This window comes from Candidatus Nitrosotalea okcheonensis (assembly GCF_900177045.1).
Taxonomy (GTDB): domain Archaea; phylum Thermoproteota; class Nitrososphaeria; order Nitrososphaerales; family Nitrosopumilaceae; genus Nitrosotalea; species Nitrosotalea okcheonensis.
In genome coordinates, this window is record NZ_LT841358.1 from 1,874,870 (window position 1) to 1,898,074 (window position 23,205).

Here is a 23,205-nt window from a genome sequence, read left to right on the forward strand (position 1 = left end):
TGATGAAAATTTCTAATTAAAGGTTCACTGCTGGAAAGATTATTTGGTGTAATTATTCCGACAAATCGGATTATCAGGATGAATTGAAATACTTTAACGCATCTTGGATGGTGTTTATCTCAATTACTTGCATTCCATACTTACTTTCCATTGCAGGAGAAAGTGGTTTTTCTTCTGTAGTACATGTTTGATAGATGATAGGGCCCTCGTTTGTCTTATTACATGTTTGAACTGGCATTACACCTTGTCCTTGCGGAACTAGAAAGATCTTTGCACCAAATTGTCCTGCCGCATCTGCTTTTTCTGCAGCTGCACCGATTGGTCCTATTGTTCCATCTGCTTGAATGGTCCCTGTCATCAATACTTGGCTGTTTATGGATTTGCCAAGTATGTCTGAGATGAGAAGAACTGTCATGGCACCTCCTGCACTGCCCCCATCCACTGCCTGTAGGTTTTGATTATTTCCAGTACTGATTGAAAAAATAACATCTTTCTTGGATAGATCAATTCCGGTAATGTTGTGGGCTACTGTTACTGCTGTCTTTGCCGAGGTCTGAAAATCCACTCCTGTTGGAATGGCTGTATTTACCAAAACAAGTCCTGTACCATCTCTGACATCTACTGTAATTTTGAGTACTGCCCCCTGATATGTCGTAGTCTCAAAAAAGCCATCACTTTGAATCACTGGGCTTACTGCAACAGCAGATATTGTTGCATTGTTATCATTCATATTTGATGAATGATCGCCAAGATTTCTTACCTGTTGAACTAGTAAATTGTATTTTGTTTCAAGCGTATCATATCTAGTTTGTAAATCGTCTAGTTTTACAGCAAGTTGATTACCTGAAACTCCTGACATGTTGCCAACAGAGTTTGATTGGGTAGGCCGACTAGAAACCTGAAGTATGTTGTTGTCGATCAAATATTGTATGGCTTGCAAGAAATCTGAATCGGTAGTCTGACCTTGTGACCACCACTTTACAGTGTTTTTTACCCAGCTTGGAATTGCGGGTTCCTGTGCAGATGCTTGGAGGAAATGCCAAATGGTAGACGTTCCAATCAAAATCATACATGATATTATGATTATGCTTGGTTTTATGGGACGCATGGTTTTAGTTTCACCGCAATGATGGAAAAATAGAAATTTAAATTTTATGCAACAAGGTTCTGTCGGGTTATCAAAGACCTATCACAAATAATTAATACAAATTCCCTCTATATGGTATTTAATTGAAAAACAAAGAGAAATCAATATGGCAGTAAAATCAATAAAACAGAGTTATGCATTTCCAGACGATATACAATCAATGATGGAACTGTAATGTACAAGACAAACAAGCTACTTTCAATAAAAGAAAATACATCTCATGTAATATCATCTTTCAAGAGGTTCGATGTAAGAGTAAAGAGACATTTTCAGCAACGACTTGGAAATAGGCATTCAAGACGCATACAGCAACATCTTCACAAGATATCAAAAGATATCATACAAAGAGCAAAACAATCCAAGTCAATGATTGTGCTGGAGGATATCAAAGGCATCAGAAAATTATACAGAAAGGGAAATGGTCAGGGAAATCAATATCGAAGAAAATTAAACTCATGGTCATTCTATGAACTGCAAAGACAGATAAAATATAAAGCAGAATGGGAAGGAATTCAAGTACAATTCATAGATCCTAAACGCACAAGCCAACTCTGTCCAGTATGCGGAGGCAAACTCCAAGAGGAAGGTTTCACAGACGAAAATTGTTGTGCAATAATTGTAAGAGATCAATGAACAGAGATGTAATCGCATCCATGAACATATCTTACAAGGGGTGGAGTAGGTTTTGCCATCCTAGAGGGCTTTCAGAAGAAGCGGTGAACGGGAATCTGGAATATATTCAGCCAGCAATCCTGCAAGTAGATGGAAGCAAGTTGGTATCAGAGACTAGGTCTCTATAACCCGACAGAGCCTGCAACAAAATTACGTAAACAATAATCCTGTTTTTAAAATTTGAAAACAAAGCGATTGTTATTTTCGAAAGCAATCTGTGTGATATGACGATAATCTTGAATTGTCATGGAAAATAATATTGTAAACAAGTAAAATGATTTTGCTTTTTATCCAGCTTGATGTTTTAAACTGTCATTAAATACTTGAAAAGATACAATCCGCCTATTGTTGAAATTACATATACCATGGGTTTCCATGCTAATACTGGAAAACTTGGAGTTGCAAGTTTAATTTTATAGTTATCAATAACCGTGCTGACATATTTTCTTATTCGATCATTCCAAATTTTGTATTCTATCTGGTGTTTTTTTAACAATGTCTCTATCTCATAAAATACTGGGGTTCTCTGACAAAAAAGATGTTGCAGATAGTCACGTGAAACCTCTACCTCTGCTTGAATTGCAACAAGGCCTTTTTTCATTTCTAAAAGCCTAACATGCATCTCCCATGGTTTTTTCAGCTTCAATGAAAGGCCGCTACCGATCTGCGTTTCTTGCTTGTGTTCAAACTTTACGTGAGTAAAACCTTCATTAGAGAAAATTTTTAGCATTTCTTCCACACTTTTCTTTACGACTATGGTGAGTTGCTCAACTCCTTTTGTATCCACCTTGACCTTGTCTCTCTTACCGTCCAGAAAATGCATTGTCTTGGGATATCTAGTAAGAAACTCTACCATAGCTTGGCGTCCATTTTAGCTCTATTAAAACTATAGTTGTTTTAAATTCTTGTTCCTAGTCCACGAACATAGACACACTGTTCATACGAAATTGCCATCTCATTCTCTCTTATACTCCTGTCAGTAATTATCGCATCTGAATTCCTAATCAGTACACATGGAGTTGCGTCTGAGCCCTCTCCCATCTTTAGATTTGCAATTGATGCAAGATCGTCTGCAACCGCCTGGAAAGTGACTTTGAGGGCATTTCCATACAAGTCTTTTTCTCCCCTGAGGTCAAACGTGGGCTCTATGCCTGAACATGCTATTGCAACTCCAACAGTTCCAATTCTGCCAGGCATTAGCCTGCTATCGGCAATAATTATGCCAACATGAACATTATACTTTAGTAGAAATTTTCTTTTAAGATGTTCTGCTCCAAGGTATGGCTCATTTGGATATAAAACCAGGGTTCCACTTTTTGTATTGGACTTGTCTATTCCTGCATTTGGCGCCATGATATTATCTGACGATGTTATTACAAATCCTGGAATTCCGCCAAATATTGTATCTGATTCTCTCAGGATTGTCTCTACAATGCTTGGTCTCATGCGGAATCTCTTGGCAATTTTTTTTGCACTGGATGAAGGTATTATCTTACTATATTCCAAAACTCTTCCCTGTGAGTTTGCAATATACTTGCTTGAAATTACAATAACATCACCATTTTGGGGAACAATGCCAGCATCTACTAGATCTTCTACTATGCTTTCAAACAAATGGAATGGTTCTTTTTTCAATGTGGATTTTATGGGCAAAACTGTAAGTGACATGTATGCTTTTAGATGATAATCACTATTTAGCGTTCTGCAAACATTTTAATTTCTTCCAAGTTGATTTTCACTATTGAACATTACTGAAAAGATTCTAGCTCGTGCTTCCGGTAAGACACAAGTTTCACCAGGGGATGTAGTCTTTGTCAATGTGGATAAGGTGATGGTTCACGATGTATCAGGACCAGGTGTACTGGCAGTATTTGAGAAATTGAGAAAGAAAGGAATGGTGATTGACAAAGTATGGGATCCGGAGAGAGTGTGGGTTGCAGAAGACCATTTTGTACCTGCAGCTGACAAGATATCTGCACAAAATGTTGTGCTATTAACAAACTTTACAAAACAATTTGGAATCAAGAGACATTTCAAATATGGCATGGGCCAGTATGGAATCTGTCATACTTTATCACATGAAGAAGCAATGGTGCTCCCAGGAGAAGTATATGTTGGAGGAGATTCTCATACAAATACAACCGGAGCTCTTGGTGCATTTGCAGCAGGTCTTGGGCATACAGATGTTGCATATGTCTTATTGAATGGAAAAATATGGTTCAAGGTGCCTGAGACATTATTCTTTAAGATTAATGGAAAACTTCCAGATCATGTGATGGCAAAAGATTTGATATTGAAAATAATTGGTGATATTGGAACTGATGGGGCGGCATACAAAACTATGCAGTTTGGTGGAACGGGCATATCTGAAATGTCCGTTGAAAGTAGATTGACTTTGACAAACATGACAACAGAAGCAGGTGCCAAAAGTGGTATAGTAGAGCCAGATCTAAAAATAAGAGAATATCTTGCAGCAAGAGGGGTTACAAAATATGACGAAGTTCATGGTGATACAGATGCACAATATGAAAAAATTTACGAGTATGAAGGTTCTGAAATGGAACCTGTTGTAGCAAAACCATTCTCACCTGCAAATACAGTTGTTGCAAGAGATCTATCTTCTGTAGAACTCGACAAGGCATACATTGGTTCATGTACTGGCGCAAAGCTAGAAGATTTACAAGCTGCCGCAAAAATTCTAAAAGGAAGAACGGTAAAGATAAGAACCGAAATATTGCCTGCAGCAATGTCGATATTTAGAAAAGCGATGGATACTGGACTGTTGAAAATTTTCATGGATGCTGGAGCGGTTGTAGGACCTCCTACATGCGGTGCCTGCTGTGGTGCTCACATGGGTGTATTGGCAAAAGATGAAATTTGCATCAGTACGACAAATAGAAATTTTCCAGGAAGGATGGGACATGTAGAATCGCAGACATATCTTGCATCACCTCTTGTTGCAGCAGCATCTGCTGTTACAGGAAAAATAACTGATCCGAGGGACCTAAAATGAAGGGCTCTGTAATAAAATATGAACGTGACAATATAGATACCGATGTAATCCTACCCGGTCCTTATCTGAAGATTCATGATTATGCAGAGTTGGCAACACACGCTATGGAGGGATTGGATAAGGACTTTCACAAGCGTGTCAAGCCTGGTGATTTCATAGTTGCAGGACGAAATTTTGGATGCGGCTCTTCTAGAGAACATGCTCCAATAGCATTATCTTATTCTGGAATAAAGGCAGTTTTGGCCCTGTCTTTTGCAAGAATATTTTACAGAAATGCAGTAGATGGAGCCTTTTTACTCCCAATTGAGATAGATGAGGATGCATACAAGAACATCTCTGATACTGATTTACTTGAAGTTGACATATCTACAAACGAGATTAAAAATGTGACAAAGAACAAGATATACAAAATGAAGCCTTTTCCAGAACTAATCGGCAAAATAATAGAAGCCGGTGGATTATTCAATTACAAACCCTAGTTTGAATCTTATACTATTATATCTCCGATCTTGATTATGATGATCTAAATGTCAAAGACATTATTTGAGAAAATTTGGGATTCGCATATTGTTGTAGAAGAAAATGGAAGATCATTACTTTATGTTGACAGGCATCTTGTTCACGAGGTTACCTCTCCGCAAGCTTTTGATGGTTTACGCCTTAATGGGAGAACAGTGAGGCGCACTGATCTTACTTTTGCCACCATGGATCACAATGTGCCTACTAGTGATAGATCATTACCTATTATAGATCAGACATCATCAACTCAAATTAAAGCACTGGAAAGAAACTGCAAGGAATTTGGAATTACTCTCTTTGACATTCACAGCCCAAATCAAGGCATAGTACATGTCATAGGCCCAGAATTAGGGATAACTCTTCCTGGAACAACTATTGTCTGTGGTGACAGTCACACATCTACACATGGTGCCTTTGGAGCACTTGCATTTGGAATAGGTACAAGTGATGTTGAACATGTATTGGCAACTCAATGTATAATGATGGAAAAACCAAAGACTTTTGAAATTAACATTCATGGAAAGAGAAAGAACCCACACGCTGTAACTGCAAAGGATATCATCCTCTCAATTATTCGAAAAATTGGAACATCTGGGGGAACAGGAACCGTGATTGAATATCGCGGTGAAACAATATCTGAATTAACCATGGAACAGAGAATGACAGTCTGTAACATGTCTATTGAGGCAGGAGCACGTGCTGGATTGATTGCTCCTGATGAAAAGACATACCAATATCTTAGAGGAAGAAAATATGCCCCGAAAAATTATGATGAGTATGCAAGTCTATGGCGTGAAACCTTGAAAACAGACAGCGGAGCAAGATTTGATAAATCCTTTACACTCAGTGCAGAAAACATTGCTCCCCAAGTAAGTTGGGGTACAAATCCTGCAATGACAACTGATGTTACTGGCGTTGTCCCATTCCCAGAAGAATATGGAAAAGGAAATTCTGAGGAGAAAAAGGGTGCAGAAAAAGCTCTCCAATACATGAATCTAAAGGCTGGTATGGCAATTACTGATATTGCAATTGACAGGGTATTCATTGGTTCATGCACAAATTCAAGATTAGAAGACTTGATGGAAGCTGCAAAAGTTGTAAAAGGGAAAAAGGTTTCATCACGAGTACGGGCAATGGTGGTACCAGGGTCTCAACTTGTAAAGAAAAATGCAGAAGAGATTGGCCTTGATAAAATATTCAAAGATGCTGGATTTGAATGGCGAGAATCTGGCTGCAGCATGTGTCTTGGCATGAATCCTGACATTCTGGCATCAGGAGAAAGATGTGCAAGTACCTCCAATAGAAACTTTGAGGGACGACAAGGTACTGGGGGAAGGACACATCTTGTCAGTCCAGTGATGGCAGCAGCAGCTGCAATACATGGACATTTTGTAGATGTAAGGGAATTGGATTTGAATTAGAATGCAACCATTTCAAAAAATAAAAAGCATTGCTACACCACTTGATAAGGTAAATGTTGACACTGATCAGATAGTGCCAAAACAATTTCTAAAACTAATTCAAAGAACTGGATTTGGTCAATACTTGTTTTACGACTGGAGGTTTGAAAAGGGCACCCCGAGAAAAGATTTTGTCTTAAATGATCCTGCATACAAAAACTCCAAGATCCTGCTTGCAAGAGATAACTTTGGTTGTGGTTCTAGCCGAGAGCACGCAGTATGGGCCCTTGATGACTATGGTTTTAAGGTGATAATCTCTACATCGTTTGCTGATATTTTTTACAATAACTGTTTCAAAAATGGGATTCTCCCAATACGGGTCTCTGATGAGACACTACAAAAATTATTCTCTACAAAATCTGAAATTGAAGTAGATTTGGAGGGCCAATCCATATTGGTAAACAATGTGCCAATCTTGTTTCACATAGAACCATACCGAAAAAAAATCCTACTTGAGGGCTTGGATGATATTGCAATGACATTGCTACATGAAGATAAGATTATGATCTATGAAAGATCTCACAAAATCTAGCCGAGTTTCTTTATTATTGAATTAACCAATTCTTTGTTTCTTTCAACACGTGTAGGTGAATCAATGTCTAACCACTGAATTTTTCCTATGTCATACGCCGCAATTTTTCCTCTCTTGGATAATGGTTGTAAAATATCATAAGAAAGATTCAGATCTTTTTTTTGTTGGCTTTTGGTCTTTATTGTGTTAATTATTCTGGAATTTATTATGTATATTCCGAGACACTCTGCCATCTGTAATTCAATTATAGGTTTTTCCTTGAATTCATGAATTATCCCGTTCTTGACTATTGCGAATCCTGTCTCTTCCTTTCTATATCTTCTCACAGCTATTGTAGCATGTGTCTTGGAATCCTTGTGAAATTGATACATCTTGCTTATGTCGACTGGGCACAAGTTATCAACAAACCATAAGAGAAATTCTTTGCTTTCACCAAGGGCCGATCTCAAGTGAACAAGATCTCCTCCTGTTCCACTCTGTGAATCTTGTATGAATTTTATAGTTTTTTTAAACGAGATGTGATTTTCAAAGTATTTCTCTATCTGTTTTCCAATACCTGTAAAATTACCTAGTATGATTATCTCATCAATTATGTCAAACTTGGAAAGGTACTTGGCAATGTGATAGACCAGTGGCCTTCCATTGACTGGAATCATTGCTTTTGGAATATAATCTGTGAATGGCCGTCCGCGTGTTCCGCGGCCTCCTGCCAAAATCACAGCTTTCAAATCTATCTATATGATTTCTGTTTTCTTCTTCGTGCACCAGGACCTCCAAATTTCTTTGGTTCCTTTCTTCTGTCATCTCCGCTTAACAGGTGCTTGTCAAATTCACTCAATCGTTTTCTAAGGTCTTCTCTTACTGTTCTTGTGAGTGGATGATCTTTTGGTTCCTTTCTGGATTTTGTCCAGCCTGTCATTGCTCTTGAAATTGCAATTGCACTAGCGTAAGATTGTCCTACAAAACCTCCACCTTTGACCTTTACCGAAAGATCAATCTTGTTTCTGAGATCTCCTGCAACCTCCAAGGGGCCTAGCATGATTTCTCGTGCTACTTCTTGTTGAACCATTTCTACTGGAATGTTGTTAATTCTCACACGACCTACACCCTTTGTGATATATGCATGTGCACGTGCGGTCTTTCTAGATGCATAATAGCTTTCTAATTTTACCATTATTCGTGCCACCCGACCATTTTTCCTAGTTCTCCCAGAGTTGTATAATATGGAGAAGGCCTTCTAATTTTAGCGTCATCAAACTGCGTTGTTTTCTTTGATCTTAATTCATTTGGTACGCCAAGATAAGCTCTTAATCTTTTCAAAGCTGTTTTACCAGACGGCTTGTTCTTTGGTAGCATTCCTCGTACCATTCTACTTATCATGGTATCCGGTCTTCTGGGGTGAAATGGACCAAATTTAGGATTATTGATACTTGCAATTTCCAAAAATTTTCTATATTCCTCGATAATTGTTTTTCTGTCTCCTGAAATCATGATGTTTTCGGAATTGACAATTGATACTCTGTTTCCTTTTATGAGTAGTTTTGCAACATGGGAACAAAGTCTGCCTGCAATCATGTTTGTTCCATCAACTATGATTGTCTGTGATACTGCTGTATTCTTTTCTGATGATTTTACTTCAGTAACTTGTTTAGCCAATTATTTTTACTCCTTTTCCAGTTGGGTGATCCTTGATAATCTGAGATATATCTGATATTTTTCCGCCTGATTGGGTTATTTTTTTTGCACCGCTAGTTGATATTGAAAATGAGCATAATGTTATTTTGTGTGAGAGGTTGCCAGTTCCTAGTATCTTGCCTGGTACTATGACAACATCATTGTCTGATACAAATTTGTCCAGTTGGCCTAAATTCATTGTTCTTTTTGCTCTGGTTGGTTTTAACGCCAGATCTGCTAACCTTTCCCATATGGGTGCATTGTTCTTCTTTGAAGCTACACGCAAGGTCTTCACCATTTGAATAACAATCTGGTTAGTCATGTGTAATAATGCCCACTTTTACCCAAATATAATATATGCTTCAATCAAGTGTGGCTACATTCTTTTGGAATTCGCCTAGTCTTTTTTCAAGTTCTTCAATGGATGCACGTAGGACTTCTTTTGGAGTCAAACTACCTGTAGTTTCTATGGTCAAAATATGTTCGTCGGGATTATTTGTAGATGTAAGGGCTGAAACTGTAGCGGAATTCCACTTGGCATGATCGCTACCTCTGCCTAACCTTGCATATGCTTCCACTTTTAATTTCTGACTTGGAGCTAGTGCAACAATTGGAATGTTCGGGCTGACTGGCTTGACAACTTCGTCTTCTGAACTAATCTCTGCTGAGGTAATAGTACGGGTTGTATCTGAATTACCAGAATCTAGCATGAGCAATACTCTGCATCGACTACAGCCAAGTTCACTGTGGCAATCACATGCTGCTGGTTCCACAAATCTTTCAAGATCTGTTCTAAGCGGCATCATTGCAAGCCTGTGGGCTACTCCCTCATCTGGCAGGACTGATGAATTCTCGATAATTATGACATCGTCAACAGAGAATGTGGGAATCCCTGCAAGGCAAATTCGTCTAAGCGCATTAGCATATTGAACAGGTATGCCCTTTAGCTTAACAACCATATTGTTACCACTTTCCTGTACAATCTCTAAAGAAGTCAAATCTTACGAAAAAGGACTGAAATTCCAAATAAAAATCTAGCGAGTTTTTCTTTATAGATAAATACCAAGCATGATTACCTCAATTGTGGATACTAAAGTAACAATTGTCAGATTTTCAGTAGAGGGCGAAAAATTTGAGATATTGGTAAAACCAGATCCTGCCTTGGAGTTCAAGCTAGGCAAGAGAAAGGATATTTCAGGTATCATGATTTCCGATGAGATTTACTCTGATTCTAATAAAGGCACTAGAGCATCTACCGAGAAATTAATGAAGGCATTCAAAACTACTGATGCAACTGTGGTTGCAACCATAATGCTTCAGAAAGGGGATCTGAATCTTACTACGGATCAGCGAAGAAAAATGGTCTCTGAAAAACGTAAACAGATAGTGGATTTTATCTCTAAAACATATGTAGATCCAAGATCACATCTGCCACATCCGCCCCTTAGAATAGAACAATCTATGGATGATGCAAGGGTATCAATTGATCCCTTCAAAAATACCGATGAGCAGATCAAAGAAATAATTGAACAGATTCGTTCTATAATTCCATTAAAATCTGAAAACATGCTCCTTGAAATTTTGGTGCCAGCACAATTTGCTGCTCAATCTTATTCTGTCTTAAAGTCATTTGGAACTTTAAAAAAAGAAGAATGGCAAGCAAACGGTTCACTTAAAGTAATACTAGATATACCGGCGGCGGCAAGGGCAAATGTAATGGATAGGTTAGGTTCTGTAACGAAAGGTACTGCTTCTATTGAGGTTGCAAAATGATGGATGTAAAAAGAAGATACGTTATTCCAGGTGATGTGATAGCAACTGGGCCTTTACGACCTGAACAAAACGTGTATCAAGATGGCGATAGAATGATTTCAACGTGCATTGGGATATCTGAAATTTTTGAAAATTCTGTTAAAGTGATTCCTCTCACTGGAGGATATATGCCAAAAACAAATGACTTGGTCATTGGCAAAGTAATTGGAACCTCGCCCCTCTCTTGGGAATTTGACATAAACTCGTGTTTTGTTGGATTTTTACCTGCCCAAGATGTTTTTGGTCGAGACTATTCTCCTACTAAGGATGAGCTAAAACAAAGACTCGATATTGGTGATTTGGTTGCAACCAGAATTGCTAATTTTGATAGATCGAGAGATCCTCTTCTTACAGTACAGGACAGAGATCTTGGCAAGATCGAATCCGGTGAGCTAGTTACGATATCGCCAAGCAAAGTGCCTAGACTGATTGGTAAACGCGGTTCTATGATTCAAACAATAGAGATGGCTACTAAAGCAATTATTACAATAGGTCAAAACGGATGGATAGTAATATCCTGTGAAGATTCCGAGGGATTATTAAAGGCAGTAGAAGCAGTGAAAATGATTGATGCTCTTGCGCATACGCCGAACTTGACTGAAAGAGTCAAATCCATGCTTGGAGTATCAGATGGTGAAAATAATGACACAATTAATGACTGAAGATGGAATTAGATGTGATGGACGGAGATTAGACGAGCTTAGAAACATCTCTATCAAAGTTGGAGTACTAAAGAATGCAGATGGTTCTGCATATATTGAATTTGGAAAAAATAAGATTTTGGCAGGAGTCTTTGGCCCACGAGATGTTCATCCAAAACATATGGCAAATCCAGATTCTGGAATTCTTCGCTGCAGATATCACATGTCTCCTTTCTCTGTAACAGAAAGAAAGAATCCTGCTCCATCGAGAAGAGAGATTGAGATCTCCAAAGTTATCAAGGAAGCATTGCAACCTGCGGTAATACTAAAAGACTATCCACGTACTGTAATCGATGTATTCATCGAAGTTCTTCAAGCAGATGGTGGCTCAAGATGTGCTGCACTTGATGCAGCAGCTGTTGCTCTTGCTGATGCCGGTATACCAATGCGCGACTTGGTATCTGCATGTGCAGCAGGTAAGGTAGCAGACAGGATAGTCTTAGATGTAAATAATGAAGAAGATCAGGAAGGGCAGGCAGACATGCCAGTGGCATTGATGCCAAATATGGGAAACATTACACTTTTGCAGCTTGATGGTATACTAAAACCAGAAGAGTTCAAAACATGCATGCAAACTGCTCTGGTAGGTTGCAAACGTGTTTATGAAGTTCAACGAAAAGCATTAATGGAAAAATACTTTCAAAACGGTGAGCAATAAAATTGAATTCTCTAATATTAGATCAACTAAAACGAGATAAGATTCTTGATCTCCTCAAGACTGGGAAAAGAATTGATGGGAGAGCACTTGATGAACAAAGACCACTAGTTATCGAAACAGGGGTTATTCCAAAGGCCAATGGTTCTGCCAGAGTAAAATTAGGAGATACTGAAATTATAACCGGCGTAAAAATACAACCTGATAAACCGTTTCCAGATCTTGGAGACAAGGGAATTCTTATCTGCACCGCAGAAATCTTACCACTTGCAGATCCTAATGCAGAGCCTGGACCGCCAAATGAGGAAGTCATCGAACTTGCGCGAGTTGTTGACAGGGGAATAAGAGAAACTGAAATGATTGATTTACATCAACTAGTTTTAATTGAAAATAAATCTGTTATTGGAATGTTCATTGATAGCAGCGTGATTGATTCTGGTGGAAATCTATTTGATGCCTGTTCTTATGCATCGGTAGCTGGTATTCTTTCTTGTTCTGTTCCAAAATATAAAATAGAAAATGAGGTGCCGGTTCTTGTAGAGGGTGTAACATCCAAACCTCCGATAAAGACACTACCTGTATCTGTCACCATGGCAAGAATTGGTGACTATATTGTTATTGATCCCACTAGGGATGAGGAATCTTGTATGGATGCAAGAATTACAATTACAACCAATTCTGATGGAAATATTTGTGCTGTACAAAAGGGAGGAAGTGACGGATTTACTGCTGAGCAGCTCTTACGATGCTCTGAAATGGCACTTACTGTAGGAAGGAAAATAAGGAAGCAATTTGAGCAGTTGATGTAGAATGGTAAAAAGTAAAACTTCCTCGCTCAAAGGACTTGGTCAGAAATATGGTCTCAAACCAAGAAAAAAATACACCTCAATACATAGGCAACTAAAAGCACAGAGAAAATGCCCTGAGTGTGGTTCTGAGAGATTTGGAAGGGAGGCAGTAGGAATCTGGGCTTGTAAAAAATGCAATTTTAAAGTAGCAGGCTTGGCATACGATGTCAAACTATAATGCCAAAATAGAAATTTCTGCTGGAAAAAGAACAAAATCAATTTTTCACTCTGTTGAAACTGATAACAAATTTTACGACGAGAATCCGACAAAAACAAATTTTTTGCTTGGTAAAAAAATAATGATTATGATTGATGCACAAGAAATTTCACACCTACGTGCCAATCTGAATTCTACGTTGAGACTTGTACAAGCAAGTAATGACTCGATTGAATCGGTAAAGATATAAGCAAAACAGATGGTCAGACAGTCATGTCTGTAGGAGAACAACAAATTCCTCCATGGTTGCAGGAACAGGTAGGTAGAATGCAGCAATTGCAACAAAATCTCCAATCCATAATGATGCAGAAACAACATCTTGAATCGGAACATTTGGAAACTGAGCGAGCACTTGAAGTTCTACAAAAGGCAACTGATGATGACATTGTTTACAAAACAGCAGGATCAATTCTTGTCAAGTCTACCAAGGCTGTATTGCTTTCAGAATTAGAAGAAAAAAAAGAGCTTGCAAATACGAGGCTTACAGTGTTGTCCAAACAGGAATCAAGAATAAAAGAAAACCTCAAAGAAGCCGAAACCAAAATACGGGAAATGCTGAGAGGACCTACTACACCGCCAGGACCGCAAAAGACAGATGTTCCTAAATAAAATATTTTACAGAAACATGATGATTTAATGAAAATTAACGATCTTCGAATGGTAATTGACGAAAGGGAAAGAAAGAGCGGAATACCTGATCTAATAAAAAACATTGGTGTGAAAGTGGAGATGATGACTTTGCCTGTGGGAGACTATATTGTTGCACCTGAAACCATAGTGGAAAGAAAAAGCGTTAATGACTTTATCTCGTCAGTTTTTGACGGACGATTGTTTGATCAATGTAGTAGACTAAAAGAACACTTTGAGCATCCTGCCATTGTAATTGAGGGAAATGTTGACGAAATAGACAAAATTACAGAAAATCCACTCGTATTTTATGGTGCGCTGTCTTCTGTAATATTGGATTTTAAAATACCTGTAATACCAACTCCTAATGCATCACATACAGCTAAACTATTGATATCCATGTGTGCAAGACAGGATGCAGTAAAGGGACCATTTCTTAAAAAAATTAGAAAATCTGGTGATCTAAAACAGCAGCAACTATCAATTTTGTGTAGTCTGCCTGGTGTCGGAGAAAAACTTGCTACACGGATGCTAGAAAAATTTGGCTCTACGAGCAATTCGTTGAATGCATCATCTGTAGAACTGTCAAAAATAAATGGAATGGGAGAATCTCGAGCTCAAAAGATACGTAAAATACTTGATACCAAAAACAAGGATGAAAAAAAGACTGATCAAAAAACATTACATGATGTATGACAGATTATTCAAATATGCCCCAAGCATTCTAATCAAATAATTGATGTCTTCACATCAGTGGTTGGCAGAACACTACAATGATCCGGATCTCGTGATACTGGATTCTCGTGGGAATGTTCCATATTCATATGCACATATTCCAAACTCTCAGCCTTTGGGAATTGAAAAAGTTGTACAAACTAATCAGTATGGAGCAAATATTGTAATTGAAAATGATCAAGCGGCAACTCTGTTTGGTTCACTTGGGATTGATGAATCAAAAACTGTCATAATATACGGAGACTATCTGGATCCTTCTGCTGCCAGAATAGCCTGGACATTTTTATATTTTGGGCACGAAAAGACAAAAATTCTTGATATTGGAATGACAACATGGCAGAAAAAAGGTCTTCCAATTACCCGAGACATTCCAAAACCTACGGGTGCAACATTTATTCCAAAAATAAATTCTTTGATAAGAATTGAAGCAGAGGAACTTTATAAAAAACTTGATACTGTCATCACTATTGACACTAGATCTCTTCAAGAATTCATGGCAGGTAGGATACCATATTCAATACTTTTTCCTTTTACTGATGGTGTAGGAGATGATGGTTCTCTCTTTAAAGACAAAGATGAACTCTTGAGGATTTTTAACGAGCAACAAATACCTAAAGACAAAGAACTGGTATGTTATTGTGCACTTGGACATAGGGCCGCAAATGTTTTTACCCAATTACGACTAGCTGGATATGAAAACGTAAAGCTATATGATGGATCTTTTGCGGACTGGGTTGGAAGAAGACTTACTCTGGGATGATTTTTTCTTTAATTTACTTCCACATATTGGACAATCTGACATTTTCTCAAAGTTCTTGTTACAAGCCGGACAAGAATACACACTATCCAACGCCTTGAATATTCCCTTGGTCATTATTGGGATGACTCTGAAATTCAAGTGTCTGGCAACATTTGATACAGTATAATCATCGGTCACTAATTCGCCATCTAACTGCACACACAATGCAAGTACCGATATGTCTTCTTTTGATAATTCAGAAAGATCTCCTGTTTGCTTTGACTTTTCCAAAACAATACTGGTGAACTTTTCTTCTGGCTCTATAATCTTTAATCTGCCTAAATCGATGAGAGTTTGTACTGCATCATGACTTTTTTTAATATGTTTGATCTCTTCAAAAACTAGAGGAGTTGTAAATCCTTGTTCTTGTGAAGAAAATGGAACTCCTGCATAAAATGAGGTGGCATCTAGTATTCTAGAAACCAAGCTTACTCATCTGTCTTAGACCTTGTTTTTTCAGTCTTACAAATACTGCATGTTTCTTATATTTTCTAATGGTTATCACCTCGTCAAATCTAGCAGTTTTGATCACTTGGGCATCCATGATTATGTTTGAATCGTGATTACTTGTGATCTCAATTTTTTCATCAGGAACCACAATTGATGGTAATTTGTTGACTGGTGCAACCGGTGTTATGATAAGGACGTCTAAACTTTCATGAAGAATTGGACCTCCTAGTGAGTATGAATGGCCCGTTGAACCGCTTGGAGTTGCAACAATCACTCCGTCCATTTTCTGTGTTACTGTATCACTTTGAAATTTGATCTCAAACAATGATGTCTTTGTCAAATTTTGCCTATTGATGTAAATCTCATTTAATGCTGGAGGAAAGTCTTGTCCTCCACACGAAGCAACCACCCGTGTTCGCCTGTCAAAAAAAATCTTGTCTGCAATAATTTGTTCAATGGCGGTATCGATTTGAGGAAGTGTTATTTCTGATAATATGCCTCTGTTTCCCCCGACATTTATTGCAAGATTTGGTACCTCGTTTTCTAAATATCTGAAAGTTCGTAAAGTTGTTCCATCTCCCCCCAAGGTGATTGTCAAGTCAAGTTTTGTGGTCTTGAGATCTTCTAAATCATTGATTTTTCTGGCTCCATCTACATCCACAGGCGAAACAGTGTATACCTTGATTTTTTTTGCAAGTAGCTTTCTCGCAACTTTTTTCACTGCATCCTCCGATTCACTTGAACCGACTTTGCTTACTAGTGCAACATTGTGTAGTTCCAATAGAAATTACTAATTTTAATTTCACTTAAAAAGCATCTGATGAGCATAAAATATTAAGGACCTTTCGAGTCTAGTATGATAGAGACAAAATGAATCCTGTACAACAAGTTTTAGTTGACACTGAAACCATATCAAAAAATCTGGGCAATAACTCTTTAAAAATTGTAGAAGTGGACTATGATCCTGAGAACGCATACAGACAAGGACATCTGAAAGGGGCAAGTCTTATCTGGTGGAAGCGTGACATTAACGATCCAATCACCAGAGATATAATCAACAAGTCCCAGTTTGAGGACTTGTTGTCACGAAATGGAATAACAACACAGTCTGAAGTTATCTTGTATGGTGACTTTAATAATTGGTTTGCTGCGTTTGTATTTTGGATATTCAAGTATTATGGACATGAAAATGTAAAGATAATGAATGGTGGAAGAAAAAAATGGGAAATTGAAAGCAGATCTTATACAAAGGATGAACCACAAATACAAAAAACAAACTATGTTGCACAGCCACCAAATGAAGGACTCCGTGCATATCTCTTTGATGTAAGAAGGTCACTTGACAAAAGAGATACAGTCTTAGTTGATGTACGTTCACCAAAAGAATTCTCAGGCGAAATAACTGCTCCTGCAGAATATCCAATGGAGCATGCTCAAAGAGGGGGACACATTCCAAATGCGCGCAATATTCCTTGGGCCAGTGCAGTAAATGACACTGATGGTACTTTCAAATCCGTGGAAGAACTAAAGAAAATTTATGAAACAAAAGGCATTACACCAGACAAGGATGTCATATGTTACTGTAGAATTGGAGAGAGATCTTCGCATACTTGGTTTGTTCTTAAATATTTACTTGGATATCCTCAGGTTAGAAACTATGATGGATCATGGACTGAATGGGGTAATATGATTGGAAACCCAATCGAAAAATAACGAAACAGGCCAAGAACTGCCAATTCTAAAAAAAGGTATATTCTATACCATACTTGATGATCCAAATCACATCATACTGGAAGACAAGACTAAACGTGGTCTGACTGTACAAGAAAGATCGGTTGATGAAAAGTATGGTGTCTATTCGGATAAAGGGATGATCTATGATATGGATGGGATAGGGCATAAGGTGGTAATCCGGTGGTATTTTCCAAGGGACAAGTATGGTTTTGATAACGTACTAGGATATGCAACTGAGATAGAACAGCGATATAGAAAGATCCGAGAAGAGACTTGTCCTGATTATTAGGAAGCATTTTTAAACTCTTTTTCATTACACTAAACAGATGTCACTCCTGTTGAAGGATAAAGTGTATACAGTTCAATCGGCCACATCAAAAAGAGGAGTCTATCCTTTACACAGCTACAAACTTGGTCTTTATCGTCTTCCTATAAAACTTGAAGACAGCTATGAAATTGATTCTATTGTTTCTGGGTTTAAGAAAGTCTTTGAAATGGATAAATTTGCTGACAGGATTTATGCCACATATCGCTGGAAAGAAGAAAATTTGCCAGATCCAGATGATTCGGGATACAAGTCTATAGATCTCGAGGTTCAGGTTGAGATAGTAACTGGAGAAGTAGTAGACATGATCTATCAAATATATCCGGTTGAAAAATATGGTGATGGTCTCTGGGTTAAAGATTATCGAAAGAAAGCCGATGCAAATGCAAAGATGATAATTGATACAATTTTACGAAATAGTGTCCTTGCTGATAAAATGCTAGAGCACGATGTAAAAATAAAACAAATGTCACAAGAGCAAGCTCTGAAGACCTTGGAAGAAATGACTCCATTAGCTCAAATAGTTCCTAATGCAAAGCCAAAACCAAAACCGGCAGCTCCGCAGCCTGGACAACAGGTTGCACAAGCAGAAGAACCTGAAACACCTTCTGGAGCCAAGCCAGGTCCAATCGATGTTGACTTTAAATCAAAACTCAAAGTTGTTGAGACCTTCACTGCACCATCTAGTCATAAGATCAAAGTATTTGGTCAACGAAAGGGTAACGAAATACTTGGAATTTGGGGAGAATTTGTTTCAGTTGATTATGACATCTGTGTAGGTGATGGTGCATGCATAGATGCATGCCCTGTAAAAGTTTACGAATGGGCCGAGTTTGCAGGAAATCCAGCCTCTGATAAAAAACCATTGATGGCACGAGAGCCTGATTGTATATTCTGTCTAGCTTGTGAAAACGTATGCCCAGTTCAAGCAATAAAAATATCCAAGAAAGGATAATGAAAATTTTAGCGGTACGGCTATAAAGACTCTAGAGTTGAAAAACTCCAAATGCTTACACACGTTCTTCCTAATACCTTAACACAATTTCTCTGGAATGTTTTCATTGGGATGGCAATGATAATCACGCTCTATACTTGTAATTTTTATTATCTTGTTGTAATTGCCAGGCGCCATAAAAAAAATAGTTCTATAGAACTAACCGAGACTCCGACCGTCACGCTTCAACTCCCGATATACAATGAAAAATATGTTGCTTCTCGATTGGTTGATGCAGTTTGTGCATTAGATTATCCGAAAGATAAACTGTGCATCCAAGTACTTGATGATTCTACTGATGAGACGTATGATCTACTTGAGAATCTAGTTTCAAATTACAAAAACAAAGGATTTGACATCCATCATATAAGAAGATCAAACAGGAAAGGATACAAGGCAGGTGCACTTCGAAATGCAATGAAGTTTGCAAAGAGTGACTTTATTGCAATTTTTGATGCCGACTTTATTCCTCCAACATGGTTCCTCAAAAAAGCTTTGTCATACTTTTCTAATTCAAACATTGGATTGGTTCAATGTAGATGGGGCCATATTAACGAGAAATATTCCCCACTGACAAAGGCACAGGCCCTCAGCCTTGATTTTCATTTCCTGGTGGAACAAAAAGCAAAAAGCAATTCTCATCTCTTTATGAGTTTTAATGGTACTGCTGGTATATGGAGAACCCAGTGCATTGAGGATGCTGGAGGGTGGCACACTGCTACACTGGTTGAAGATCTAGACCTAAGTTATAGAGCACAGATGAAAGGTTGGAAATGTGTCTTTATTCCTGATATTGTAGTAGACGCAGAACTTCCGGTGCAGATGAATTCGGCAAAAAGGCAGCAATTTCGATGGGCAAAAGGTTCCATTCAGTGTGCAGTCAAATTACTTGGGGATGTTGCAATAAAGAAAATACCTGTCGACACAAAAATTCAGGCATTTGTTCAACTCACACGACATATTGTACATCCGCTAGTTCTTGCACAATTTTTAATTCTACCAATACTTTTGGCTTCAAAAATAAATCTCTATGTGATAAGTGGCTTGCCAGCACTCACAATAGTTGCTTACTTGGCAATGGGACCTGTGGCATACATCTTGGTCATTCAACAAATGTATGCAAAAAAATGGAGATCAAAGACACTTTCCTATTTGTATTTGATAATCTATTCTGCTGGCATGTCTGTAAACAATACCGTGGCAGTTTTTGATGCACTCTTTGGAAAAAAAAATGAGTTTTTACGTACACCGAAATTTGGAATAATAAAAAATGATGACGATTGGAGAGACAAGGCTTATGCTCTCCCATTTACAAAAACTACTCTTCTTGAGATATTTTTTGGTGTGTACGGAATAGTCGGCATGTTTGTCGCAATATTTTCTAATAATCCTATATTCGTACCAATAATAGGAATTCAGGTAGCTGGGTTTCTTTACATCGCATATCTTAGCATCTCGCATTCAACATTTAAAAAAGGCAAATCAAGAGGTAGAGTCGAATCAAAGGCAGAAAAAATGGCAAACAATTACTATAAACTAGCATTGGCAGGTATACTTGGATTGATCGTAATAGGTGTGGTCATGGCCTTTGAAGAATATGGAAGTACCATTTATCCGCTTGATCAATCTAGGGGAATTCTAAGTAGAATTCAGGCTACATCTGATCCGCAAATCATTGCCAATGATATCAAAACTGTACAACAACTACTTCCAAAGTCTGGGAACCCTGTTTGGATATTTCCTACACAAGATACAGACTTTGGGATGATGCAAAGAGATCTTAGTACGATGTCGTCTACACTTGACAAAGTTTCGACTACTTCTGCAGATACTGCCGCATTTCACACTGGAATGCTGAATATTCATTCTCAAGCTACTACTATAACATTCAACTTACTCGATGCTACGCCATACATGTACGTCAGCATTTCTAACATGTTATTTGGTGTTGTATGGGTTGCAGTAATTATTGGAATCTTTGCACTTTTGAAGAAGAAAAAACAGAGCCTTGACAAAGACGATGAAAGCTAGGTAATATTCAATTCACGTCTTATTTCATCTACTGCTCGTATTCCGAAAAGATCACGAACCTGTTCTATTCTAATTGTTCTTTTTACAATGTCTGAACCAAGTTCTGTAATCAAAAGTCTGAATACATCTGTAAACCTTATTTCCCATCTGTCTGCACAGTCAAGAATTTTGGAGATGCTCCATTGCTTTACCTCTATAGGCAATGGCATCTTTGATTCTACTTCGATAGAAATTCGATCAAACAGATTCACAATGTCTCTAGTCTGCACTACCATTTTCTCTATGTCCTCTAATGTGCCATATTTTGATTCAGAACGCATTCTAATGTTTGACTGGAATTCTGACAAGCGGAGCAGACCCATGACCTCATGTGATGTATTTTGAGATGTCTTGTGAGTAACATTGCGAACATCCTGTAATTGTTGTGCAATCTCGTATGTTTTCTTGTTAAACTCTGATATTGATGCCGAATTTTTATTGAGCAGTTCTGCAAAATCTGATATTTTTTCATCAAGACTGTTACTCTTGTTAATCACGTTTTCTTTGAAGTTGATAAACTCAGAATTGATGTTTCTAATGTCATCCCCGAATGAAGACAAGGAATCTGTTTTCTTTATCAATGAATCAATCTCAGAACCAACATTTCTTATTTGAGAACTCAACCCTGATATGGAATCTGTCTTTGTAGATATGGTACCAATCTCACCTTTCAAATTTGATATGGCACCCTCTAATTCTGACATTTTTTCAGTTTTTGAGGCTATTTCCTTCGTACTTTGCCTTACCTCTTCAATCTCTTGATGTAGGTTGGAAAGTGACTCTGTTTTGGTTGATATGTCGCTTGTATTTTTTCGTAACTCCTCTATTTCATTACTGATATTAGATAATGATTCTGAACTAGTCATTACATTTTTAATTTCTTCACGTACCTTCTCCGTTTTTTCTGATACATGCATTATCATTTTGGTATTATTTCTAGTAGAGTCTAGATTATCTGCAATACTTTGCATGATTTTATTAGTATCTGGCATAGATTCTTGTTTGTCTCGAATTTTCTCTACGTGGTCCTGCAGTTTGTTTATTTGATTATTTATTTTGTCTATCAAGTTAGAATGTGCTTTGACTTGGGTCATCCCAGAAAACAGGCGTTGTGTATCTTCTTCAATTATGTTTATTTGTCTAGAATTTTTCTGAATCTGATCTAATGCAGAGTTTACTGATGATATCATGTCTTTAAGGGAGATTAGGATTTTTTGATTTTCTGCAAATATTTTTGACATTGTTTTCACTTCAGAAGCCAGAGTCTTGGTAGCGTCTGAAATTGAAGACATTTTCTTGACAACATCATGTGTAGAATCTTTTGGTCTTGATTCTGCACGTTTTGCTTTAGTCACTTTAAATTAGAATGAAGGCAACCGATAAAAGAGTTAGGGTTTGATTTTGTATGGTACAAAAAAAGAACCAGACTTAGTTATTCACTAATTCTGGATCGTGAAGACTTTCATGAAATGTCTTTGCTACCAACCCGTTTGCAGTTTCAAAGAACTGTTTTGGGCAAAATTCGCAATTTAACATATATTACGGTATCATACGGTACTATTAATAACAAGGTAACTTTGCTATTACCCTGATACATAATTTATTTTTCAAGTTTCAGAGAAACAGAATTTATGCAATATCGTAAACCTGTAGGATTTGGGCCATCATCAAATACGTGCCCAAGATGGGCGTCACATTTCTTGCATAATGCCTCAACTCTTAACATGCCATGGCTTGTGTCTTCTTCTGTCTTTACATTGTCTGCAATTGATTCCCAGAAGCTTGGCCAACCGGTTCCAGAATCAAACTTTGTCTCTGAGCTAAATAGTTCGGTTCCGCAACATAGGCACTTGTAAATCCCTTTTTCCTTTGAATCATGATACACTCCAGTAAAAGGCGGTTCTGTACCTTTCATTCTACACACAAAATATTGTTCCGAGGTAAGTTTGTCTTTCCATGAATCATTTTGTGGTTCCAATGTCCTTCTATTGGGTCATTTAGGATTTAATTCTTGAGTTAATATGCCAGTCTCATATTTTTCGTGCAGTCAGATACCCCAGGTATAATTCATCAAATGATATCAGAATACCCAATCATCATTCTGCAATGACACCTTATCTTATTATGCTTTATATTGTGACTGATCTGCATTTTTGGGGCGATTTCTTATGTGTAGCGCCTGTTCATATCAGAGATAACAAATCTTCACCAAATTGTTATC

General features: G+C 37.7%; 31 protein-coding genes. 19 read left to right on the forward strand and 12 right to left on the reverse strand.

Annotated elements, in window-relative coordinates:
- Positions 1–73: 73 nt before the first annotated feature.
- Complete coding sequence (locus tag BQ3481_RS10975) at positions 74–1,108, reverse strand: S16 family serine protease (protein ID WP_157928293.1); 1,035 nt, start codon at positions 1,106–1,108, stop codon at positions 74–76.
- A 213-nt stretch (positions 1,109–1,321) separates the two neighbouring features.
- Between BQ3481_RS10975 and BQ3481_RS10980 the strand changes: the two genes are divergently transcribed.
- Entirely contained in the window at positions 1,322–1,780 is a 459-nt protein-coding gene (locus BQ3481_RS10980; protein ID WP_157928294.1) for an IS200/IS605 family accessory protein TnpB-related protein, read from the forward strand.
- Positions 1,777–1,947: a hypothetical protein gene (locus tag BQ3481_RS10985; protein ID WP_157928295.1), complete on the forward strand. Its 171-nt coding sequence runs from the start codon at positions 1,777–1,779 to the stop codon at positions 1,945–1,947. The genes BQ3481_RS10980 and BQ3481_RS10985 overlap by 4 nt, the downstream gene beginning before the upstream one ends.
- 176 nt (positions 1,948–2,123) lie before the next feature.
- Here BQ3481_RS10985 and BQ3481_RS10990 read toward each other — a convergent pair whose 3' ends face one another.
- Both BQ3481_RS10990 and BQ3481_RS10995 read right to left on the reverse strand, forming a co-directional pair.
- Positions 2,124–2,675, reverse strand: coding sequence for a hypothetical protein (locus BQ3481_RS10990; protein ID WP_157928296.1), 552 nt, complete (start codon positions 2,673–2,675; stop codon positions 2,124–2,126).
- Positions 2,676–2,716: 41 nt separating this feature from the next.
- Positions 2,717–3,487: a coenzyme F420-0:L-glutamate ligase gene (locus BQ3481_RS10995; protein ID WP_157928297.1), complete on the reverse strand. Its 771-nt coding sequence runs from the start codon at positions 3,485–3,487 to the stop codon at positions 2,717–2,719.
- A gap of 73 nt (positions 3,488–3,560) precedes the next feature.
- Between BQ3481_RS10995 and BQ3481_RS11000 the strand changes: the two genes are divergently transcribed.
- The 4 genes from BQ3481_RS11000 to leuD are packed head-to-tail and all read left to right on the forward strand — an operon-like array spanning position 3,561 to position 7,343.
- Positions 3,561–4,832, forward strand: coding sequence for a 3-isopropylmalate dehydratase large subunit (locus BQ3481_RS11000; protein WP_157928298.1), 1,272 nt, complete (start codon positions 3,561–3,563; stop codon positions 4,830–4,832).
- A complete protein-coding gene (locus BQ3481_RS11005; RefSeq protein WP_157928299.1) occupies positions 4,829–5,311 on the forward strand; it encodes a LeuD/DmdB family oxidoreductase small subunit in 483 nt (160 codons plus the stop codon). The genes BQ3481_RS11000 and BQ3481_RS11005 overlap by 4 nt, the downstream gene beginning before the upstream one ends.
- 48 nt (positions 5,312–5,359) lie before the next feature.
- Entirely contained in the window at positions 5,360–6,772 is a 1,413-nt protein-coding gene (gene leuC, locus BQ3481_RS11010; protein ID WP_157928300.1) for a 3-isopropylmalate dehydratase large subunit, read from the forward strand.
- A 1-nt stretch (position 6,773) separates the two neighbouring features.
- Positions 6,774–7,343 carry a 3-isopropylmalate dehydratase small subunit gene (leuD, locus tag BQ3481_RS11015; protein ID WP_157928301.1) on the forward strand — a complete coding sequence of 190 codons (570 nt, stop codon included), beginning with the start codon at positions 6,774–6,776 and terminating at the stop codon, positions 7,341–7,343.
- Here the strand turns inward: leuD and BQ3481_RS11020 are convergent.
- The 5 genes from BQ3481_RS11020 to BQ3481_RS11040 are packed head-to-tail and all read right to left on the reverse strand — an operon-like array spanning position 7,340 to position 10,015.
- A complete protein-coding gene (locus BQ3481_RS11020; protein WP_320410708.1) occupies positions 7,340–8,062 on the reverse strand; it encodes a nucleotidyltransferase family protein in 723 nt (240 codons plus the stop codon). The genes leuD and BQ3481_RS11020 overlap by 4 nt on opposite strands.
- A gap of 11 nt (positions 8,063–8,073) precedes the next feature.
- The gene (rpsI, locus tag BQ3481_RS11025) at positions 8,074–8,517 is read right to left on the reverse strand and encodes a 30S ribosomal protein S9 (RefSeq protein WP_157928303.1); all 444 of its coding nucleotides are present in this window, start codon (positions 8,515–8,517) and stop codon (positions 8,074–8,076) included.
- Positions 8,517–8,999 carry a 50S ribosomal protein L13 gene (locus BQ3481_RS11030; protein ID WP_255408312.1) on the reverse strand — a complete coding sequence of 161 codons (483 nt, stop codon included), beginning with the start codon at positions 8,997–8,999 and terminating at the stop codon, positions 8,517–8,519. The genes rpsI and BQ3481_RS11030 overlap by 1 nt, the downstream gene beginning before the upstream one ends.
- Complete coding sequence (locus BQ3481_RS11035; protein WP_157928304.1) at positions 8,992–9,339, reverse strand: 50S ribosomal protein L18e; 348 nt, start codon at positions 9,337–9,339, stop codon at positions 8,992–8,994. Before BQ3481_RS11035 ends, BQ3481_RS11030 begins: the two co-directional genes overlap by 8 nt.
- 40 nt (positions 9,340–9,379) lie before the next feature.
- The gene (locus BQ3481_RS11040) at positions 9,380–10,015 is read right to left on the reverse strand and encodes a DNA-directed RNA polymerase subunit D (RefSeq protein ID WP_157928305.1); all 636 of its coding nucleotides are present in this window, start codon (positions 10,013–10,015) and stop codon (positions 9,380–9,382) included.
- 70 nt (positions 10,016–10,085) lie between these two features.
- Here BQ3481_RS11040 and BQ3481_RS11045 point away from each other — a divergent pair, with 70 nt between their 5' ends.
- Genes BQ3481_RS11045 through BQ3481_RS11085 form a run of 9 tightly spaced genes read left to right on the forward strand, consistent with a single transcriptional unit; the run spans position 10,086 to position 15,372 of the window.
- Positions 10,086–10,790, forward strand: coding sequence for a ribosome assembly factor SBDS (locus tag BQ3481_RS11045; protein ID WP_157928306.1), 705 nt, complete (start codon positions 10,086–10,088; stop codon positions 10,788–10,790).
- Positions 10,790–11,491: an exosome complex RNA-binding protein Rrp4 gene (rrp4, locus tag BQ3481_RS11050; protein WP_157928583.1), complete on the forward strand. Its 702-nt coding sequence runs from the start codon at positions 10,790–10,792 to the stop codon at positions 11,489–11,491. The genes BQ3481_RS11045 and rrp4 overlap by 1 nt, the downstream gene beginning before the upstream one ends.
- Complete coding sequence (rrp41, locus tag BQ3481_RS11055; RefSeq protein WP_231911804.1) at positions 11,460–12,188, forward strand: exosome complex exonuclease Rrp41; 729 nt, start codon at positions 11,460–11,462, stop codon at positions 12,186–12,188. The genes rrp4 and rrp41 overlap by 32 nt, the downstream gene beginning before the upstream one ends.
- Positions 12,189–12,190: 2 nt before the next feature.
- A complete protein-coding gene (gene rrp42 / locus BQ3481_RS11060; RefSeq protein WP_157928308.1) occupies positions 12,191–12,994 on the forward strand; it encodes an exosome complex protein Rrp42 in 804 nt (267 codons plus the stop codon).
- A gap of 1 nt (position 12,995) precedes the next feature.
- Positions 12,996–13,211: an eL43 family ribosomal protein gene (locus BQ3481_RS11065; protein WP_157928309.1), complete on the forward strand. Its 216-nt coding sequence runs from the start codon at positions 12,996–12,998 to the stop codon at positions 13,209–13,211.
- Entirely contained in the window at positions 13,198–13,440 is a 243-nt protein-coding gene (locus tag BQ3481_RS11070) for a KEOPS complex subunit Pcc1 (protein WP_157928310.1), read from the forward strand. Before BQ3481_RS11065 ends, BQ3481_RS11070 begins: the two co-directional genes overlap by 14 nt.
- A gap of 23 nt (positions 13,441–13,463) precedes the next feature.
- Positions 13,464–13,859, forward strand: coding sequence for a prefoldin subunit beta (locus tag BQ3481_RS11075; RefSeq protein WP_157928311.1), 396 nt, complete (start codon positions 13,464–13,466; stop codon positions 13,857–13,859).
- Between the two features lie 27 nt (positions 13,860–13,886).
- A complete protein-coding gene (locus tag BQ3481_RS11080) occupies positions 13,887–14,573 on the forward strand; it encodes an ERCC4 domain-containing protein (protein ID WP_157928312.1) in 687 nt (228 codons plus the stop codon).
- Between the two features lie 43 nt (positions 14,574–14,616).
- Positions 14,617–15,372: a sulfurtransferase gene (locus tag BQ3481_RS11085; RefSeq protein WP_157928584.1), complete on the forward strand. Its 756-nt coding sequence runs from the start codon at positions 14,617–14,619 to the stop codon at positions 15,370–15,372.
- On the opposite strand, the gene BQ3481_RS11090 is transcribed toward BQ3481_RS11085, so the two are convergent.
- Both BQ3481_RS11090 and BQ3481_RS11095 read right to left on the reverse strand, forming a co-directional pair.
- Complete coding sequence (locus BQ3481_RS11090; protein ID WP_157928313.1) at positions 15,319–15,837, reverse strand: NOB1 family endonuclease; 519 nt, start codon at positions 15,835–15,837, stop codon at positions 15,319–15,321. The genes BQ3481_RS11085 and BQ3481_RS11090 overlap by 54 nt on opposite strands.
- Positions 15,827–16,642 (reverse strand): NAD(+)/NADH kinase, encoded by an 816-nt coding sequence (locus BQ3481_RS11095; RefSeq protein WP_157928314.1) that lies wholly within the window; start codon positions 16,640–16,642, stop codon positions 15,827–15,829. Before BQ3481_RS11095 ends, BQ3481_RS11090 begins: the two co-directional genes overlap by 11 nt.
- An 89-nt stretch (positions 16,643–16,731) precedes the next feature.
- On the opposite strand from BQ3481_RS11095, the gene BQ3481_RS11100 reads away from it, so the two are divergent.
- From BQ3481_RS11100 to BQ3481_RS11115, 4 genes are read left to right on the forward strand one after another with little or no spacing between them, the layout of a single operon-like run.
- Complete coding sequence (locus tag BQ3481_RS11100; protein ID WP_157928315.1) at positions 16,732–17,574, forward strand: sulfurtransferase; 843 nt, start codon at positions 16,732–16,734, stop codon at positions 17,572–17,574.
- Positions 17,552–17,884 carry a hypothetical protein gene (locus BQ3481_RS11105; protein WP_157928316.1) on the forward strand — a complete coding sequence of 111 codons (333 nt, stop codon included), beginning with the start codon at positions 17,552–17,554 and terminating at the stop codon, positions 17,882–17,884. Before BQ3481_RS11100 ends, BQ3481_RS11105 begins: the two co-directional genes overlap by 23 nt.
- A 37-nt stretch (positions 17,885–17,921) precedes the next feature.
- Positions 17,922–18,875 carry a 4Fe-4S dicluster domain-containing protein gene (locus BQ3481_RS11110; RefSeq protein WP_157928317.1) on the forward strand — a complete coding sequence of 318 codons (954 nt, stop codon included), beginning with the start codon at positions 17,922–17,924 and terminating at the stop codon, positions 18,873–18,875.
- Between the two features lie 51 nt (positions 18,876–18,926).
- A complete protein-coding gene (locus BQ3481_RS11115; protein WP_157928318.1) occupies positions 18,927–20,945 on the forward strand; it encodes a cellulose synthase family protein in 2,019 nt (672 codons plus the stop codon).
- Here the strand turns inward: BQ3481_RS11115 and BQ3481_RS11120 are convergent.
- Together BQ3481_RS11120 and msrB are read right to left on the reverse strand one after the other, a co-directional pair.
- On the reverse strand, positions 20,942–22,339 hold the full coding sequence (locus BQ3481_RS11120) for a coiled-coil domain-containing protein (protein WP_157928319.1): 1,398 nt from the start codon (positions 22,337–22,339) through the stop codon (positions 20,942–20,944). The two genes, BQ3481_RS11115 and BQ3481_RS11120, sit on opposite strands and share 4 nt — an antisense overlap.
- Before the next feature lie 245 nt (positions 22,340–22,584).
- Positions 22,585–22,962: a peptide-methionine (R)-S-oxide reductase MsrB gene (gene msrB / locus BQ3481_RS11125; RefSeq protein ID WP_157928320.1), complete on the reverse strand. Its 378-nt coding sequence runs from the start codon at positions 22,960–22,962 to the stop codon at positions 22,585–22,587.
- Positions 22,963–23,205: the final 243 nt, after the last annotated feature.